The following is an 18,054-nucleotide window of genomic DNA, read 5'->3' as shown; positions in this document are numbered from 1 at the left end:
CGCGCCAAATGGTTTCGCGGAGCCCTTCGGATCGTTTTCAGGGAGCCGCCTTGACGTCCGAGTCGCTCTTGACCGACGCTTCTGCGCGCGTCAGCGTGTCGAGGACGGTTTCGTCCGACACGCCGTCGAGAACGATGTTTTTCTCTTCGGTCTTCGCGATCGCCTGGAGATCGCGGGCGATTCGCACGGCGTTCTCCGCCGCCGGCGCGGCCTGACGCGGAAAGATGATGAGGCGGCGGTACGCGAGTGTGGACGCCATGCGCTCGGTTCCTGACGATCCTTCGATCTCTTTGCCCTGCGCGTCTTTTGGGAAGATATACTCGACGGCGGGCGATGGTCGGGCGAAATCGTCCCAGGACCCGTAAATTCCAGCCTGCGCGTTATTTGCGGGCGGGACGATCAGAGGAAGCTGGCTGGGGCCTGGGGCGAATGTGGCGGGCAGGGCGGTGGTGAGCCAGCGGAGCAGATCATCCCGAACGCCCATTCGGAGTTTGCCCCATCCGAGAAGCAGTTTGCTGTCCAGGATTTGCTCATCGAATCCGGGGACCGTCACGTTGGCGCGCGTGTGGGCGTAGTAGTTGTCGTTGGCGTCCACGGGGTCGGCGTGGGCCTTGCGCAGATAGGCGAGCCGGCCGTCGACGGAGTAGCCCAGGGGATTGTCGCCCATCATCATACTCTCGTGTTCCCCGAGTCGTTCGTAGCCCGCAGGGACCATGTTGTCCCACACCATGCCCGCGATTCCCGGCACGCTCGCTGCTTTCCCGATCAGTGAGATCAGGCGGCGCCCGGCGGCGGGATCGAACGGGGAGACGGCGTCCAGGTTATGACTTGGAGCGGCGGCGTCTTGATCGGGCGCAGGTTCTCCCATCAGCGTGAGGTCGATCCGCGCCGGCGCGACCGGCGGCCGCCAGGCGAAGATGGAGAACGTCGGGTAGACGGCGATATGCGCCGCCTTGCCTTCGTCCGCCGCCTGGCGGAGCAGGGCGATCGCCGCGTCGTCGTTCTTGTCGGACTCCTCCGGCGTGATCTTCAGCCAGAGCTCATTTACGCCGAGCGCCCGCATCTGGGCGATCCGCGATGTCAGATCCTCGGAGGACTTCGGCTCCAGACGCGCGGCCCGGCGCGTGAAGGCGGCGAGCATGGGCTTGAGTGATTGCGGAGTCTGGGCTTGCTCGATACGGATCTGCGGGGCTCCGGCTTCCTCACGCTGCGCCGCCGCCGTCTTTTCTTTGTCGCTGAGCGGTGGATCCGGCAGCAGGCGATCGTAGCTCCCGGGGATAATCACGGGGGCGTCGAGCGCCGGAACGACAATCTCCACTTCGGCGGCGGTCTGCACCAGAATATCCGCGTCCAGCGTCGTTTTGTCGCCCCATTTGTCGTTCAGGGCTTTGATCTCGCGCGCGGCGCGCTGCTGCGCGGGACTGAGCTCGTTATACGGCAGCGTCAGATCCATCCGCCCGTTTTGCCAGGGCTGCGGATTCTTTCGCCAGGCGCTCCAGTAATCGGCCATCTGTTTTTTTGTCGCGGGAACATCGTCGCCCGTAAAGGGGATATCCAGCGCCGTGTACTTCAACTCGTCCGACGGCTTGGGCGGCTCGCCCGTCGATCCGCGCGGCGCGGCGGCGAGCGCCTTGTCCTCGAACTCCAGCCAGAGCTTATGCTTGACCGCCAGTCCCATCCGATCATCGGTCAGTACGAGCGCGGGACCGACCCGCCGATACGTTCCGCCGACACAGAGCGCGAGCGCCTTCAGTAGATCGAGCGCCCGCGCGGGCCGGTCCGCGCCGAGCAGCGTGACGGGCTTTGCGGCGTACCGGGGATCGGCGTAGACCTCGCGCTGGGTGGCGGCGGCGATCACCCGAATGAGGTCATCCACCGTTTTTACTCCCGCCATGGGGACATCGACGCGCCAGGCGCCGTCATCGTTGTCCAGATCGCTGGGCTTCAGCTCGTTCGCGCGGATCGTGCGGACATCGGCGCCGTACTCATGATCGGCGTTGTAGGCTTGCGAATTTTCCATCTCGTATGTCGCCGGCCCAAGGTGCGGGGCGTTCGCGCCGGTGAAGACATGCTCGTTGGGCTTTCCCGTAACGGCGAGCGCCATGGAGCCGACGTAGGCGAGGCGCAGATGCGCCAGCCGCAGATCGTCTCCCGACACTTCCTTACTCGTATCATCCGCAGGGCGCCGCGCTTTCAGAACGCCGCCGGGAAAGAGCGCCTCGAACAGGGACCGCTGATCGTCGGTGAGCAGATCCGCGTATCCAATGCCGTTTTCACTCAGGAACGCCTTCCATTGGCCCGCCTTAAACCCGGCCGTCAGCAGTTTGAGAAGCTGTTTCGGATCCATGCCGTCATAGGGATTAGGAGTATCTGGGGGGACGTTGACGACGGTGATCGTGTGGGGCGCAACCACAGACACGTCGCCAAATCCGCTCACCAGACGGCCATACTCCGTCGCGATCTGCGCCACGGTATCGCCGGGAGCGGGAGGCGGCGCGTCCTTAGGCAGCATAACCTGATCGGCGTCCACGGAAAGATACAATTCCGACTTTGGAGCCGCCGCCTGCGCGAGCGCCTGGGCAAGCGTGGGCAGTTTCGGCTTGGCGTCGTCGGCGTGCGCGGCGAGGCTGAGGCTGGCGAAGATCGCGATGGCGAATAGGCGGTGATACATGGTGTTGGTCCTACGGATGGTCGCCGGCGGATGCTGATACGGCGTCGGACAGGGTTTCCAGCGAATGGGGATCGGCGATGCTGTCGATCACGATGTTTTTTTCGCCGTTTCGGGCGTCGGTCTCAAGCGTTTCGATCACCCGAGCGGCGATCTGACTGGATGACGCGCCGGGCCATGCGGTGACGTACACCGTCCGATAGACAAGGGAGGAGCGCAGGTGTCCGCGTTCCGTTCCGGGGATGGGCTTTCCGTCAGGCCCGATCCAGGGGACCAATTCGAGGGCGGGAGACGGCTTCGCGAAATCGTCCCACGATCCGTAGAGATCCTCCATCGGATTGTTCGCGGGAAGCGCCAGCAGCGGGAGGCGGTTTGGCCCGGAGAGGAATGCGTCGGGCAGCGCGCTGGTGAGCGAGTGGACGGCCATCTGGCCGAGGGAGATCCGAAATTTTCGCCAATCCTCGTACAATCGCTGCTCGTAGCTCTGGTCGTCGTCGAAGCCGGGAACGGCGACGTGGGCGCGTGTGGCGGTAAACGAGTTGTTATGCGTGTCGATCGGGTCGGCGTGTGTTTTGCGCAGAAACGCGAGACGGGCAGGGACCGAATATCCCAGCGGGGCGCCAGTTCCCCAATCGGAATCGAATTGCGCGCGCTGTTCGTAGCCGCGCGGCGTCATATTGTCCCAAACCATGCCGGCTACGCCGTCCACGCGCGACGTTCGGCCGATCAGCTCGGAGAGGCGCTCTCCGACCTTGGGGGCGACGAGCGACACGGGGTTGATGACGTTTGGAGGCGGCGGAGGAGACAGCAGGTTTTCGTCCATCGGAGTGCGGTCCGTCACCGTTCGATCCAGGAATTCATCGCCGGCGTATTTGCGCCAGACGAACAAGGAGATATCGGGATAGACGGCGATTTTCGCCGCCTTCGCCGCGACGATCGTCTGCTGGAGAAGGCGGATCGAATCGTCGTCGCTCTCGGTGTCCGTACCAGGAGTGATCTTCAGCCAGAGTTCGTTCATACCGAGATCGTGCATCCGGGCAAGGTCGTCCGTAACCTCCGCGCCGGATTTCGGCTCCAGACGAACGGCCCGCCGCGCGAAGCCCGCGAGGAGCGCGGCGAGCGACTGAGGCTTATCTTCCTTCGCGCCCGCGGCGCTCTGTCGGGACTGCCGTAACTTCTCCTCCCGCTCATGGATTGCCCGGGAGTTATGTGGCGGTGGCGGCAGCAGGTTGTCGTAAGTGTCGTAGAGGATGACGGGCGCGTCGAGCGCCGGCAGAATGGCCTGTACGACCGGCTCGGACTGCACCAGGATGGTTCCCTCCAGCGTCGTATGGACCTGTCCGGCCTTTACCGCCTGCGCTTGGAGCTCGCGCACGGCGGACAGCTGCGTCGCGCTGAGATCTTGGAGTGGGAGATACAGCTCCAGCGAGTCGCTCCGCGCGGATCTGGGATCCTCGCGCCACTTCTTCCAATAGTCGTCGATCTGCGTTTGCGTTGGTGAGATCTCGTCGCTTGTCCAGCGAATATCTTGCTGCGTATATGTGGTGGGCGCGGCCGGCGGCGCGGCGACCATCGCCGCCGCTCTCGATTCGAAGAGCCGCCAGAGCTCGTGCTTGGAGCCAAGGCCGATGATGTCGTTTGTCAGCACGAACGCGGGACCGACTTGCCGATAGGTCCCGCCGACACACAGCGCCAGCGCGCGCATGAGATCGATCGCGCGGACAGCGCCTTTTGCGCCAAGCAGCGTCACGGACTTTGCGGCGTACCGGGGATCGGCGTAGATCTCACGGCCTGTCGCGGCGGCGATCGCCCGAATGACATCCTCCACCGTTTTCCATCCCGCCACGGGGACCAGCGGGTGAAACGCCGGGTCGTCTTCATCCAGATCGGTCGGTTTGGCGACGGCGGGTTTGCGGGATCGAACCTCGACCCCATACTCGCGGTCCACATCGGAAAACGGCAAGTTTTCCATCTTGTATGGCTCGGGGCCGGCGGCCCGGATGTCCCCGCCGGTAAAGACGTGCTCGTCCGTTTTTCCGGAGATGGGCAGGGCGACGCTCGTCACATAAGTCAGGCGGAGGCGCGCCTGGCGCAGCTCCGCGCCCTGGATCTCTTTCTTCGCTCCGCCGCGCGCGATCTTCATCACGCCATCTGGAAAGAGCGCCTCAAACGCCGCGCGCTGATTGTCGGTCGTCAGATCGGCGTATCCCACGCCGCGCTCGCTCAAAAAATCCTTCCACTGGCCGTCGACAAATCCGGATGTCAGGATTTTGATCAGCTGCTTGGGCTCCATGCCGTCGTACGGATCCGGCTTGAGCGGCGGCGAGTTCACGACAACAAATGTCGTGGCCGTGATGGCGTCCACCCTTCCGAAACCGGTCACCAGCCGGCCATACTCCGCGGCGATCTGCGCCGCCGTATCGCCGGCCGCTGGGGCGGGAGCGTCTTTGGGCAGGGAGACTTTGTGTGCATTCACGGTGATATAAAGATCCGACTTCGGCGGCGCGGCGTGGGCGAGGGCCTGCGCCAGGGTGGGGGCTGACTGGCTTGCGTCGGCGGAGCGGGCGGGGGAGAGGCCGGCGCTCCATAGGGCGACGCCGGCGAGTGTGTAGGAAATACGGAGTGTGGATCTGTGTCCGATCGGAGTTGTCACTTGTGTTTCTCGGGATCCATGGTCACGACGACTTCATGCTTGCGCGTCTCGGGCGTCACGGTGACCGCGCTAACGCCGCCGTCGTTCAGCTTCGCGTCGTGGATTTTATAACCGGGAATTCCTGTCGTGAGATTGAAAGACTCGGACGGGGCGTCCTCCAGATCGAAACTCCCATCGGGGCGGATGTCGATATGAATATCGTCCCAGGCGTCGTTGCGGTACACGGCGATCTGTATGCCATTCGGAATAGGCTGTCCGTCGGACAGGAGGACGCGTCCATGGACCGTTTGGGATTCCGCGAGCTTCAGATCCTTGAGATCCACAATCGAACCATCCGCGCCGACGCTGAGCTGCTGGATCGCGAGTGATCCCGCGCCGCCGTCGTGGCCCATCAGGCCATAGATCCAGTATTTCTGATTGGGAGCGACGTTGCTGAATTGGAACGCGCCATGGATATCCGTGGTCGCGGTGGCCGGGCCAAGAAAACGCTCCACCTCTTTGTCCACCTGGACGAGGCCCAGCGCGGCGTTAGCCACGGGCTTGCCGTTACGCATTAACTTGCCGACAATCGCCGCTCCCAGAGAAAGAGGCAGCTTTTCGTTGGTCCCTTCATGAAGCGTGGAAAACGCCTCCGGCGCGAGGGCGGGGGCGGAGACCACAACGCCGAGCACGGCGCTGGCCTGATCCGACGCCAGCAAAAACTCGCCCCGCCTGTTCGTGATGGCGAACCGGTCCATTCCGGGGACTTCGCCGACGAGATTTTCGTTCGGAGAAGTGATCGAAACCGGCTCGACCAGGGCGCCCGCCACGGGACGCCCCGCGGGATCCGTCACCGTTCCTCGAAAGAGATGATCCTCGCCGGGAAGCGTGGGCTGCGATACGAGCGCGATCTGCTTCTCGGGCGTGCTTGGGTCTATTCGGGATACGAGCTTGGAAACGAAGCCGTCGCGTGCGACCATGACGTCGAAGACCAGCGTGCGCGCGACGCCCGGGAACTGAAACTCGCCGCCGGCGTTTGTCTTCGCGGCCCGCTTGCAGTCGGTATAGCAGCCTGGACAGGTCGTGCTGGCGCCGACTTTAGGGAAGGCGTAGCAAATGATGACATCCGCGCCCGCGACCGGCTTGCCGTCGCTTGTGGTGACGCGCCCAGTGAGGGCGCTCCCCGCTGGAGGCGAATGCGCCGCGCTTTGCTGCGTGGCTGCAAGAACGGGATGCGCGCCTGGCGCGAGGAGAAGGGCGATCAGGGCGCCGGTCATGAGAGATGGCTGCATCATTCGTATCCTCCGATGGTCGGGAAAGGTGGTTAGCGCGCCGCGATCGCGCTTGCGATCGCGTGAAAAGTGTCGGCCTCGCCCAGTCCGTTCAGTACGACGCTGTGGGCTTTGAGCCCCTGGAACATGGTGAGCGCGCCAAAGGCGTTCTGCAATGCATCCGGAGCGTCCGGCCTGACGAATATCGATACGCCTGCGTAGATTGGCTTATCCGGGGCGTCCAGCAGCGCGTACTGCTCGCCGAAATCACCGTCCGCCCGGATAAGAATCGGCAGCCGCTTGTGACCTGCGCTGTAGGATACGGGCAGAGCGCTTGTGACGACGGCAAGAAATTTGCGTTCGACGTCGGCGCGCACCGCTCGCCAGGAGTCGTATCGCGCTGCGTCTCCGCCGTCATCGTCCCCGAAGCCGGGGACGCCGACATGGGCGCGGATGGCTGGGTATTGAGTCCGATCGAGATCAATGGGATCCGCGTGGGTTTGACGCAGGCAGGCGAGCCGGCCCTCCATGGTGTAGCCCAGCGCGGCGGGGCTATCCTGATCCCCATGCCCCGCTTCATATCCCGGCGGAGTGGCGTCCGCCCAGAGCATTCCCGTGATCCCCGGAATGCTTCCCACCGTCGCCATGAGCGCCGCCGCGCACCGCGCGGACTCGGGGTCGAATGGTGAGACGGTATCATGGACATCCTGGTCGCGCTTGCCGCTCGCGTCGATCTGCTGACGCGGGGTTCGTCCCAGGATGGTGCGGTCTATTTGTTTCTCGGCTGACTGATCTCCCCACGCAAGCACACGGACTTCCGGAATGAGGCTGACGCCGGCCGCCTGTGCGCTTTTGGCGGCGTGGCGCAGCAGCGCAACCTCCGCGCCGTCGCTCTGAGCGCCGCCGCTCAAGGGGATACGCAGCCAGAGCTCGGTCAGGGCGAGCGTCTTCATGTCGGCGATAACGCGGTCGATCTCTTCCGGCGTGTGCGCGTCCGCGAGCACGGCGCGCCGATCGAAGGAGCGGATCAGCGCAAGCAGATCGGCAGGCGTGTGCGGGGTGTTCTGATCGGGGCGGCGGGCTTCCTCGGCGCGGTGGTCGCTTGCAGCCTGCTCCGCAGCGTTCATCGGCGGCGCCGGCAGCAGCCGCTGATAGCTGTCGTCGATATCGACCGGGGCAGGCAGCGCCGGAATGAGAACCTGCACGCGCGGCCGGGCCGTCAGCCAGACATCCCCGGTCAGAGTCGACGGAACGTGGCTGCGAGTATTCGCTTCCTGAGTATGGCGCGCCGCGTCCTGCTGCTCGGGCGTCAGCTGTGCGAACGGAAGTGTGAGACGCATTTCGTCCAGGGAGTTCTGCATCTCGGCCTCGGCTTCCTGCTTCCAATACTTTTCCAGCTGCTTTGCGGAGAAGGGAAAGTTCGCGCCGCTGAACGGAATGTCCTTCACGGTGAACGCGGATCCTTCTGGCTGTGCAATCGGCGTATCGGATTTCCCGGTGGGAAGCAGGGCGGCCGCTCTGGCCTCAAACTCTCCCCACATCTCACGCTTGGCGCCCAGGCCGACTTTGTCATTCGTCAGCAGAAGCGCGGAGCCGACTTGACGCCAGGCGGCGCCCAGACAAATCGCGAGCGTGCGCATCAGATCGTAAGCGCGCACCGGGGTACCGGGGCCGCGCATCGTCACGGTCATGGCGGCGTAGCGGGGATCGACGTAGATCTCGCGCTGCGTGGCCGTCGCGATCGCGCGCGCCGCGTCGTCCACGGTCGAAATCGTGGAGATCGGGATCCGCGTTTTCCACGAGGGATCCCCACTGTCGAGATCGCTGGCCTTGAGCGTATTGGGAACCGTTTCGCGTACCACGGCGCCGAACTCCCGATCGACATCCTTCGTGGTCGTGTTTACCATGGCGTAGTCCGAAGGGGTATCCGGAGGCTGATAGGGAGCGGAGAAGACATGCGCCTCTGGCTGGTTTGGCGTGGACAGCCCGATCTCGGTCTTATCAGTGAGCCGAATCTTCGCCAGGCGCAGCTGGTCCCCGCCAACCTCTGTTGGCGGGACGCTGGGATCAACGGACGCTATGGGCAGAACCACCATTTTCCCGCCGGGAAAGAGCGCCTCGAACATCGCCTTTTGATCTTCGCGCGCCAGTTCGGAATAGGCAAGCCCTTTGGCGCTTAAAAACGCCTTCCATTGATCCTCCGAAAATGTGGACGCAAGCAGACGGATCAGCGGCCCGGGCGCCATCCCGTCGTAGATGTTCGGCTTCTCGGGCGGGGCATTCACGACAACGATCGTTGGCGCAGCGATAGCGTCGACATTCCCAAACCCGCTGACCAGCCGCCCAAACGCCGCCGCGACCTGGGCCGCCGTGTCGCCGGGGACCGGAGGGGATGTATCTTTCGGCAACCGGACCTTTTCCGCGCCTACCGAGACATAAACCTCCGTTCTGGGAGGCGCCGCCTGAGAAAGGGCCTGAGCGAGGGTGAGGGGCGCCGCCGCAGCGTCCGCGGCATTGCCGTAAGGAGCAATGAGGGCAGCTCCCGCGATCAATAGAAATGAAAAACGACATAAATTCAAGAAGTTCATCCCGCCGATAATTTGTGGTATAGGAAATATAACGTGATGAAAGTGATTTGGTTTCGATCGGTATTTTTTCGTATTTTATTCTTTTGTAACCAGGCAAGCATGCCTGTCTTTATACCTGTTTGGCATACTTATTGCTGTTGAGTGAAATTAACGACAGTACGGCTATCTACCTGTTTATTATCCTTCCACAGCAGTGGGTATGTAAGTCCGTGATGTTCCCCTCAGGGACCACGCTCCCTTAGAAGTTTATTTACCATGACGACAATCAACAAGACTGGCGCTGCGCTTGTGCTCGCCTTGACCTGTGCTTTTACGCCTCTCGCCGCGCACGCCAATCTGGTGCGGAACGGCGGCTTTGAAACTGGCAATTTTACCAATTGGACGATTCTGGGCGATCCGCGTTTTATCGGCGTTGACGGCGGCTCCGACGCCCGCTCGGGCGCTTATGGCGCCTACTTTGGCGCGCTCGGCTCCGACACCACCATCACGCAGCTCATTCCCACCACGCCGGGCAAGGAGTATAGCTTTCAGTTTGACCTGAAGAACGACGGCGGCGTGCACAACGATTTTTCCGTCTTTTTCGGCGGACGCGCGTTAATCAAGATGGTGGACGCCAACGGTTTTTCCTTCACGCACTATTACTTCAACGAAACGGCGTCCGACCCATTCACGGCGATCCAGTTTTCCGGACGGCAGGATCCGGCGTACTATGAACTCGACAATGTCAGCGTGACGCCCGCCTCCACCGTTCCCGAGCCGAATTCGCTCGCGGCGCTGGGCGTCGGCGCCGTCTGTATCGGCGCGGCGGCTCTGCGCCGCAAACGCCGGTCGAACCGTTAGTATCCCGTTTGCCTTCAATGTCCGTCGTATGGCAGGAATGTGAGTGCGCAGCAAATACGCCTTCGGATTTGGAAGTTATCCAAATCCGAAGGCGTGGTGATTTTGTGACGATCCACCGACTTTTGTGGCGAACATCATGAACAAGGATCACTTACCGAAGAATTGATTTGCGACGCCGAGTAGGGCCGTAGCGGCTGATGCAATGCTGCCTACAGACTTAACGGTATCAACAATGTCATTGATAATAGGCATAATTTTTCTTTTGTTTGGTGATTCGCTGGAGAGCTCGTCTTTTGCTGATTTTGCGCTTGCTATCAGTTCGTCGCGGTCGTCGACGCTCATTTCTGATGCTCCCGTTTGCGACAGAAGAGAAATCACTGCGTCAAATTTTTTCAGAACCGCATCTTTGGTTACCGCCCCTATCGATTGGTCATAGACGTCTCCAGCATGCGAATTGGCTCCCGTAGCAATGTTCGTGGCGTTAATAGTCGCTGCAATAACACCACTATTTTCTCGAAGTTGCTCTCCTGGCATATTGGTTTATCCTTTGGCATGTGAGCCGACTGCCTTCATCACACCCGCGATTGCTCCTTGGCCAGCAGCAACATTCTTAGCGTTAATATTGCCGCCCGACACAATAACTCCATGGTTCAATATCGCTTCTGCACGCTCACGTATGATGGACGTATCGATATTATGCTCGTCTAGAAAATTGACGATTTCATCCAGAAACTCGCGGTCAATAATCTTCACGTACATTTCTTTGTCTAAATATTGAAAATATTTTTCATATTCATCACTCGAAAATCGCTCTCGAAGTGAAATATCGGCTCCATAATTGAACAAGGGATTGTCCAAAATAGACGCCTTCAATGTCGCCCGGCGGCGATAGCCTTCATAAGCATTTATGATCCTGATTAAGATAATAAACGGCGAGAGGGCCATGTAAAACGGCGCTATGATCACATTTAACACAAATCGTGAGAACAGAACCATCAATCGCGGTTTATTTGGTATGTTGTCGACATTCTGATATTGTTTAGCAATCGGCAGGAGACCGCGCCAGTTAGCTTCCACATAGAGGTTGTCCCCCATCACTCGGAATCGGTATAGCAGAGCGACCGCGACTTCGCCGCTCCATGCCGGCACGCGGAGGCATCGATATCGGCGCAATTGATCATCCTCGCCTTCAGCACCTGCAACTTCTTCCTCTGGTATAACAGTGGCTGGCCGCCCGCAGATATTCGGGAGCAGTGATGGCTTGCTGCGAATCGCCGTTCCACTTACGAACGCGACTTCTTCCTCGTATACTCCTGCGATCCCCAATAACGCAAGACTGCTGGAAACCTTTTGCTGAAGCTGCGTCAAATCAAATTCTTTCGGTTTCAGCATGCTTCCCAGTGTTTTTTTCCCGTCCTTTATGTTGACGCCAAACGACCATGCCTTGACTGATGATCCGAAACCGACAAATGGAAGAAAGCCACCGTAAACCACCAGATTTCCCACCTGCTCTTGCTCGGCGTGCTGGACTGCGTCATTGATCCTTGGCGGCAACGGTTCCAGTGGTTCCGAAGGAGCAAATGTATTCCTACTAAACTTTCCGGCGGCAATTTTATAACGTACCACGTAGTCATTCACTTGTAATACAATTGCAGCAATAAGACAGGATGCTGTTAAAATTTGCGGGTTGTGAGCGAAGTTTAAACCGCACATGACAAATAAACCAAAGAGAACTAGTTCCTTGTCAATTAAGCGTCGTTCTGCTTTCAGGCAATGCTGGGCAATTCGATGAAGGTCCAAACCATATGCTCTTCCTAACGTATGGTATGGACTACTTAAGTGCGCAAGAAATTGAGATCGAAATACAGGGTTTAGATAGGCGGATGCGCAGAGATAACGAGTAGGCTCGGATCGATCGGGACTTAAATGCGTTTCTCTTGCGACAGGCGGCGTAGCGGTCGTTTGCATAATACTTGCCTCCTTGATGTGGCGATCTTGCTTCTGTACGAACAACGAACTGAGCTACTGAGAGTAAAGGCGCTCGTTGACGATCGATTGAAATCTACCTTCGATCAATGCGGTTTATGCGATTTGATGAATCCCTATGCCCTTCTCTCGGTTCCGGTGGCCGCCGTCGTAGTCGAATGCGGCTAATAGTGAAGCGTGCATAATCTATGCCAATGTAGGGTGCACTGCGTTCGTAACGTTAGGGTGATGGTGTTAAGCTGGGCGCTACAGGTAATCTTTGAGCGCTTCCAGGAATACCTCGCCGGCGTTCCAGATCTGCTGGACGGGGCAGGTAACGCGGATCGTGGTTTCGGCGGAGGCGATTACGACGACGAAGAGGCCGAGGTATTCGGTGACGGCTTCTACTTCCATACCTTCGGGATTGGCCCAGGAGTTCTCGCTGGCCTCGGCTTTTCGCTGGGCTTCGATCAGGGCGATTGCCTGGTAGGTGCGATGGTCGAGGACGAGCACGGCGGGACGCAGGCCGGCTTCCTGGAGCGATTCCTTTTGAGCGTCGATCGCGCGCGTCGCCGTGCGGACGATTTTGATTGGGTCTTCCATAGTTGATGCTTTCGTCCGCTGAATTTTGGGAAGAACGACGCCCTCAAGGCACACAAAGGGCCGGAGGGCGTCGTTCGTTCTTGGAGCGGACTATGGAGATTGTACCCGGCTGGATTAGCGTGTCGCCGGCGGAGCTTTGTCGATGAGGCCGACATCGATATAGGGGAGCTTGTCCGCAGGCGCCGTGGCGTGAACGGCGATGGTGTTGCGGCCGGCGCGCAGGGCGTCCGGGTCGGCGAGCGGCAGAGCTTCGTAGTTTTCGTCCGCGCCCGTCAGATGGGCGACTTGCTTGCCGTTGACAAACACCTCGGTGTCACCCGTATGGCGCAGATAGAGCAGAGCGGGCTTTTCCTGACCGACTTTCACGGTGAAGGTTTTGCGCAGCCAGACCTCGCCCGATTTCCAGGGCGTGCGGACGATGGTGACGGGGCCGGATTCGAAGATCGCAGGGTCGCCGAAACCGCCTGGACCCTGGCTCCAGGAGTTGTCATGGAAATTGGCGCTTGCCCAGTCGGCGGCCGGCGCGGTCATTGAGTAGCGCCAGACGGGCGGCTTGGTCGCCCACTTTGGGCTGACGTGACCCTCTTTGCGAATCGTTACGGGCAGGACGCCCGGCTTGATCTCCCAAGGCGCGTTCGGGTCGCCCGATCCAAAGTACGACGACCACCAATTGCCTTTCGTGTCCTGAAATAAGTTGTTGTGCCCGGCGTGCGGGATCGCGCGATAGATGGCGGTGTACGGGCCGTAGATCGAATCTGATACGGCGGAGTAGCAGTCGTAGGTTTTGACGGGCTGGCCCTGAAACGTCGTCTCCGAGGTTCCGGAGTTGATGAAAATGTACTTGCCGTGATTTTTCACCATGAAGATGCCTTCGCCCCAAGGATACTTCGGCATTTGCACTTTGCGCGGCGGCTCGGCGAGGCCGGACATATCGTCCTTCATTAAAGCGATGTTGTAATCCGCCCACAGCATATAGACCTTGCCGTCGGTGTCCTCGAACATGGAGGGATCGATGGCGTCGGTGAGCGGACCATCCTTTTTGATATCGACATACGGGCCTTCAGGCTTGCCCGACGTGCTTTTGAGGATCCCCGTGCCGCTGTAGTTCATGCTGTATGGGATCCAGTAGGTCCCCTTGAGGTAATGGATCTCCGGCGCCCACAGCGCCCGCCGCAGTTCGCCATGCGGACTGACCCAAGGCGACTTCTTGTGCTCCTTGGACCATGTCCCATCCCGGTCGAACGTCCACACGAACCCCCTCTTTTCCCAGTGGACCAAGTCGCGCGAACGCCACATCCGAACGCCGTCGTTCTCGTCCCACATGCTCCCATGCCCATCCGCCGATTCGGTCGTTCCGACGAAGTAAAAATTGCCGTCGTGACCGAGGCAGATATTGGGATCGCGCACAGGAAAATCGAACAGCATCCGCAGGGGCAGCCCGCCGGGAGAATTGACGTCGCGGGCCGCCGGCAGGATCACGCCGACCTGCGGGATCGACAGCGGAACCGTCTCAGTGTCCGCATAGGTGGCCCCGGCGAGGGTGACGGCGAGGAGAGCGGGGATCATGGTCTTCATTGATGGGATATCCAGCTTTGTGATTTGTTGTCAGATAAGCCATTTTAGGACCTTCCCCACGATTTGTCAATGGTTTGGTTTTATTAATTGCGTGAGTGGTTTTACTGTGATTTTCAAATCGCTTCAATAGCGCTTTTGATCAGCCGAATGAGGGTGGGGTCCCGTTCGTTTTCCAGCGCATCGAATAAGATTTTGGAGCGGCTGGCGCTGGGCGTCAGGTCCACTGCGGTAATGGCCGCGCCGCGCAGATCCGGGTCGTCGCTCTGGATCAAGCGCGTAAGTGCGGGCAGAGACGCCTCCGACGGGAAGCAGGCGGCGATCTGCGCGGACCAGTACGCCACTCCCTTATGCGGGCTTTGCAGCGCGCGCACCAGGTCTGGAATAACGATGTCGTCGGGATACTGTGCGATCACAAAGTCGACCAGCTGGTACACCCCCAGACCATCGCCTTCGCCGAAGGAATTCAGAAACAGCGGCACACAGCGCGGATCGAGATTCTCCATGAAAAAGAGTCGGACTTCTTCATAGGTATCGATGAGTTCCCGCGTCAATTCCTCATCGCACGGCATCGGCTGATGCCGCCGTAAGAAATCGATCGCCTCCTCGTGGTTCATGACAACAGCCTCGCTTCCTTGCGATACCGGCGCACCATGTTTGTTCGTGCGCGGCCGATACTTGGGAGACTCAGTTTCCATAAACGCACAACGAATTCATTCTTCGATTTCCGGGATTTCCGAGGCATTGCTGTAATATCCTGGTTTCCCAAGTCCCATTGTTAAGAAATATATTCCAGAATAGTCGTCAGGATCGTATTGTTCTTTCGCGATGTGATTCCGCCAAAGGCGCATTTCCAGATCCGGGAATGTGTAACGGTATCCTAACTTAGGATCACTCTCATCGTATGGCGCATCCTTTGATACAGAGTTGACGACACTCGTCGCCTTCGTTTCCAGCACCGAGAAGCCTTTGTAGACGGCGCTCACCGAATTCCTCAGTTCGATAAACTCCACACGGTTGTCGGCGTCAAAGAAGACCTGGAAGCCGCGATTCAAATAAGTATCCGAAAGATAGGGACTGACCGATGGCCGTACGTATGGAGATACTGGTAAGCCGATGACCTCGCGCGCTTCTTTGCGCGTCATTCCGAACTCAATCGGCAGCACGCCGCGCAGGGGAATAACGCGAAACACCCCCACATCTTTGTAGCGAGCTTCGTTTTTAAGCCAAAAGCTATCGCGCCAATAATACTCAGAGATCGAATCGAATATTGGCCCATACGTTTTATCACTCCGCTCAAAGTTATCGATTTCGAGCGAAATCGGCCGCCAGCCGCGATCCCGAACGTCTGTCGACAAAGGGAGAGACGCCCTTTGACGACGTCTCTCTTCACTTGCGCCAAAGTCTTGATAGTTGCGCTGAGCCTCCATCAACGAGACGTGATTCGGTCCGCCGCCGCGATAAGGCCATCGAAGCATTGACCCATCTTCTTCCCAGTGACAGATTCGGCAGATTTCGGAATACCCGATGTACTCATTCACAAGATATCCACAGCAATGGCAGGGAAATTTATTGTTGATCGTCATTCGATCGGAAATTAGCTTCGCCGCTTCGCATTGATTTGCGGACGGAGATGATACTGTCAGTGAGACAAGGCGAGAATCCGCGTTTCGGCTTAACAGAAACCGAACCATTTCCACCGCGCCGCGCTCGTAGGCGACCGCCAGCGGCGTCTTTCCATCGCGCCTCGGCGCATTGATATCTGCAAAGTGTTCGCGTAATAATTTTACGATTCCGATTTTTTCTTTCGAAACAGCATAGGTCATGATCGTCTCGCCTGTTCGATCATCTATGCTCCGAGAAATCGAATGGGCATTATTCACATAACGCATGTTATACGATAAGTCTGTTTCGGAGACGCTTTCGACAATTGCGAACGCCTTCGCGATCGCCGCCGCTTCATCCGCATCGATCATCTTGAAGATATGCTGAATCTGTACTTGCTTGTCATTCATAGTTATTTGCCGAGTCGAGTTCGGCAATCATGTCTGATTCCGTCAGGTCTAATTCCAAAGGGATTTTATCGTTCGTTTATTGTGCTTGGGCAAATGCATAGAGCAATTTCTGAGCAATCGGGCGAAGGCGCTCACGCGCCGTAGCCATACCCATGTTTGTCGTTTCCTGGAAATGAAGATGATCCATGAGCCGCTCGACGTCGGCGCCATTTTCTAGCTGCTGCAATATGCCCGGCGCATAGGAATCGTATTCATCTAACCCATCCGGTGGACCAAAGACATGGATGGGGTCCCAATCAACGATCAGGATAAGACGGATCACGCCAAGAGGCGATGCGAATGGCTGCCATTCCGGACGATATTTTGCCAGTCTCGTTTGTTTCTTTGTCATAGGGTCATTGAATGCGATAGGTCCGCAGACCTACGTTTTGTATATTATCCGTAGGGCGAAATCGCAGGCGCGGACCAATTGTGTCCGGCTTTTAGGATGGGCATGGTTTCTTTATACCTCCCTGCTATTGGAATTTGCGCGGTCCGCACGACAGAAGGCGGACGCTTTCGGCGATGAAAGCGTCCGCCCTGAAATCTGCGCCAATATTCAATTCATGTGTGAAGGCTCAGAGCCATATGTGTGTAGGACAGCGAGAGAGGTGTCTGTCGTCGGCCTGTAAATGAGCACAACTACGCCTGTCATCTGCTCCAGGTTTCGGCGCTGTGTTCCTGTCAATAGGTTGCAGAAGACGATTGCTTCTGCCCGCAGGAGTGTGACCATCTCCGCCAGTTCCGTGGCTTTGCCCTTACCGATGTGTGTGGCGGCGTTCAATGGAGCTCGCAGCTTCTTCGTTCCTCCCGGCCTGCGCGCGCGAGAAACGCCTCGCCGCTGGATGAGGGTTCCGACAACGGCTGCTCCCGTGGCTTCCACGGCTTTGGTTACGGCAGCCACGAGCGGATGGTCTTCATCGCCTTTGGCGGGGACAAGGGCCGCGATGATGATTCGTGCGCCAGGCGGAATGGCTGCCGCCAATGGTTTGTGGTTCATGATCGCCTCCGTCCGCGTTGGGGATGCTAACGCAGTCGCAGTCGTCCCGCGAGCACCATGGGGAACTCGGCGAAGTTTCGCATCTCCAGCGAGCGTTTGCTGTCGGCGGCGCTGATAAACGACGGCTCCAGAAGACCATCGAGGCTGAAGCCGGCGGCGAAGGCGGGATCGAGGAGGTTGCTGAGAGGGCGGTGGAAGGTGTGCTGTACGCGGGGCTGACCGACGATCCCGATGGCGCGGGCCGGCCCCAGACCCTTGTACTTTGTCACCTTCATGGAGTGACACGTGAGGATCTCGCCCTCACGGTCTTCCTGTTCGACCATGCGGATGCTGGCGTTGGTGTTGAAGCTTGGGTGGCAAATCGTGAAGACGAAACGACCGCCGGGGACGAGCGCGCGCGCGAGCCCCTGGAAGAGTGGGGCGATTTCGATCATGTCGAACAGCGCCATATTGCAGACGGCGGCGTCGAAGCCGTTCTCTGGAAGCGCGCCCATCTGCGCGGGATCCGCCGCATCGAGCTGACGGAACTCAATCGGAGCGCTGGCGTCGGCGAACTTCTGGCGCGCCATGCGCACCATCACCCCGCTCACATCAGTCGCGAGAACACGCGCGCCAAGCTCCACCATCCTCCGGGCGAATAAGCCCGTGCCGCAGGCGATCTCCAGCACACGTTCGCCGCTCTGGACTTCCAGCAGCCGCTCGGCCGCCGGCGCGACCAGCTCGCGGTGGAAGGTGTTGCCCTCCTCACCCATATGCGCGTCCCAAAACTCGGCGTTCGCGTCCCACACGTCCCGTACATCGCTGTTGCTGACTGAATCGTCCATATTAACCCAAATTATGCGCGAATAGAGTAAAGCGGGC

At 59.2% G+C, this 18,054-nt stretch carries 14 protein-coding genes; 1 reads left to right on the top strand and 13 read right to left on the bottom strand.

Features of this window, described 5'->3' with window-relative positions; all coding sequences use genetic code 11:
• Window positions 1-37 precede the first annotated feature (37 nt).
• The 4 genes from D5261_RS28605 to D5261_RS28590 are packed head-to-tail and all read right to left on the bottom strand — an operon-like array spanning window position 38 to window position 8,979.
• Complete coding sequence (locus tag D5261_RS28605; RefSeq protein ID WP_119323062.1) at window positions 38-2,671, bottom strand: hypothetical protein; 2,634 nt, start codon at window positions 2,669-2,671, stop codon at window positions 38-40.
• Between the two features lie 10 nt (window positions 2,672-2,681).
• Window positions 2,682-5,321 carry a hypothetical protein gene (locus tag D5261_RS28600; protein WP_119323063.1) on the bottom strand — a complete coding sequence of 880 codons (2,640 nt, stop codon included), beginning with the start codon at window positions 5,319-5,321 and terminating at the stop codon, window positions 2,682-2,684.
• Entirely contained in the window at window positions 5,318-6,595 is a 1,278-nt protein-coding gene (locus D5261_RS28595; RefSeq protein WP_119323064.1) for a hypothetical protein, read from the bottom strand. The genes D5261_RS28600 and D5261_RS28595 overlap by 4 nt, the downstream gene beginning before the upstream one ends.
• 29 nt (window positions 6,596-6,624) lie before the next feature.
• The gene (locus tag D5261_RS28590; RefSeq protein ID WP_119323065.1) at window positions 6,625-8,979 is read right to left on the bottom strand and encodes a hypothetical protein; all 2,355 of its coding nucleotides are present in this window, start codon (window positions 8,977-8,979) and stop codon (window positions 6,625-6,627) included.
• Between the two features lie 435 nt (window positions 8,980-9,414).
• Here D5261_RS28590 and D5261_RS28585 point away from each other — a divergent pair, with 435 nt between their 5' ends.
• Window positions 9,415-9,999 (top strand): PEP-CTERM sorting domain-containing protein, encoded by a 585-nt coding sequence (locus tag D5261_RS28585; protein ID WP_119323066.1) that lies wholly within the window; start codon window positions 9,415-9,417, stop codon window positions 9,997-9,999.
• 147 nt (window positions 10,000-10,146) lie between these two features.
• Here D5261_RS28585 and D5261_RS28580 read toward each other — a convergent pair whose 3' ends face one another.
• The 9 genes from D5261_RS28580 to D5261_RS28540 form a co-directional block, all read right to left on the bottom strand.
• Window positions 10,147-10,533 carry a hypothetical protein gene (locus tag D5261_RS28580; RefSeq protein WP_119323067.1) on the bottom strand — a complete coding sequence of 129 codons (387 nt, stop codon included), beginning with the start codon at window positions 10,531-10,533 and terminating at the stop codon, window positions 10,147-10,149.
• Between the two features lie 6 nt (window positions 10,534-10,539).
• Window positions 10,540-11,967 carry an AbeC-like domain-containing protein gene (locus tag D5261_RS28575; RefSeq protein WP_125206150.1) on the bottom strand — a complete coding sequence of 476 codons (1,428 nt, stop codon included), beginning with the start codon at window positions 11,965-11,967 and terminating at the stop codon, window positions 10,540-10,542.
• A gap of 264 nt (window positions 11,968-12,231) precedes the next feature.
• The gene (locus D5261_RS28570; RefSeq protein ID WP_119323069.1) at window positions 12,232-12,567 is read right to left on the bottom strand and encodes a hypothetical protein; all 336 of its coding nucleotides are present in this window, start codon (window positions 12,565-12,567) and stop codon (window positions 12,232-12,234) included.
• A 114-nt stretch (window positions 12,568-12,681) separates the two neighbouring features.
• Window positions 12,682-14,142 carry a family 43 glycosylhydrolase gene (locus D5261_RS28565; RefSeq protein ID WP_119323070.1) on the bottom strand — a complete coding sequence of 487 codons (1,461 nt, stop codon included), beginning with the start codon at window positions 14,140-14,142 and terminating at the stop codon, window positions 12,682-12,684.
• Window positions 14,143-14,255: 113 nt separating this feature from the next.
• On the bottom strand, window positions 14,256-14,756 hold the full coding sequence (locus tag D5261_RS28560; RefSeq protein WP_125206151.1) for a HEAT repeat domain-containing protein: 501 nt from the start codon (window positions 14,754-14,756) through the stop codon (window positions 14,256-14,258).
• 96 nt (window positions 14,757-14,852) lie between these two features.
• Entirely contained in the window at window positions 14,853-16,154 is a 1,302-nt protein-coding gene (locus D5261_RS28555) for a CPCC family cysteine-rich protein (protein WP_119323072.1), read from the bottom strand.
• Window positions 16,155-16,230: 76 nt separating this feature from the next.
• Window positions 16,231-16,545: a hypothetical protein gene (locus tag D5261_RS28550; protein ID WP_119323073.1), complete on the bottom strand. Its 315-nt coding sequence runs from the start codon at window positions 16,543-16,545 to the stop codon at window positions 16,231-16,233.
• A gap of 207 nt (window positions 16,546-16,752) precedes the next feature.
• Entirely contained in the window at window positions 16,753-17,193 is a 441-nt protein-coding gene (locus D5261_RS28545) for an HflX-like GTP-binding protein (protein ID WP_119323074.1), read from the bottom strand.
• Window positions 17,194-17,219: 26 nt separating this feature from the next.
• On the bottom strand, window positions 17,220-18,017 hold the full coding sequence (locus tag D5261_RS28540) for a class I SAM-dependent methyltransferase (protein WP_119323075.1): 798 nt from the start codon (window positions 18,015-18,017) through the stop codon (window positions 17,220-17,222).
• Between the last annotated feature and the right edge of the window lie 37 nt (window positions 18,018-18,054).

Origin of the sequence: Capsulimonas corticalis (genome assembly GCF_003574315.2) — a bacterium.
In the GTDB taxonomy this organism is placed as follows: Bacteria; Armatimonadota; Armatimonadia; order Armatimonadales; family Capsulimonadaceae; genus Capsulimonas; species Capsulimonas corticalis.
Note: the sequence above shows the minus strand (reverse complement) of the source record. Positions and strands in the feature narration are given on the sequence as shown.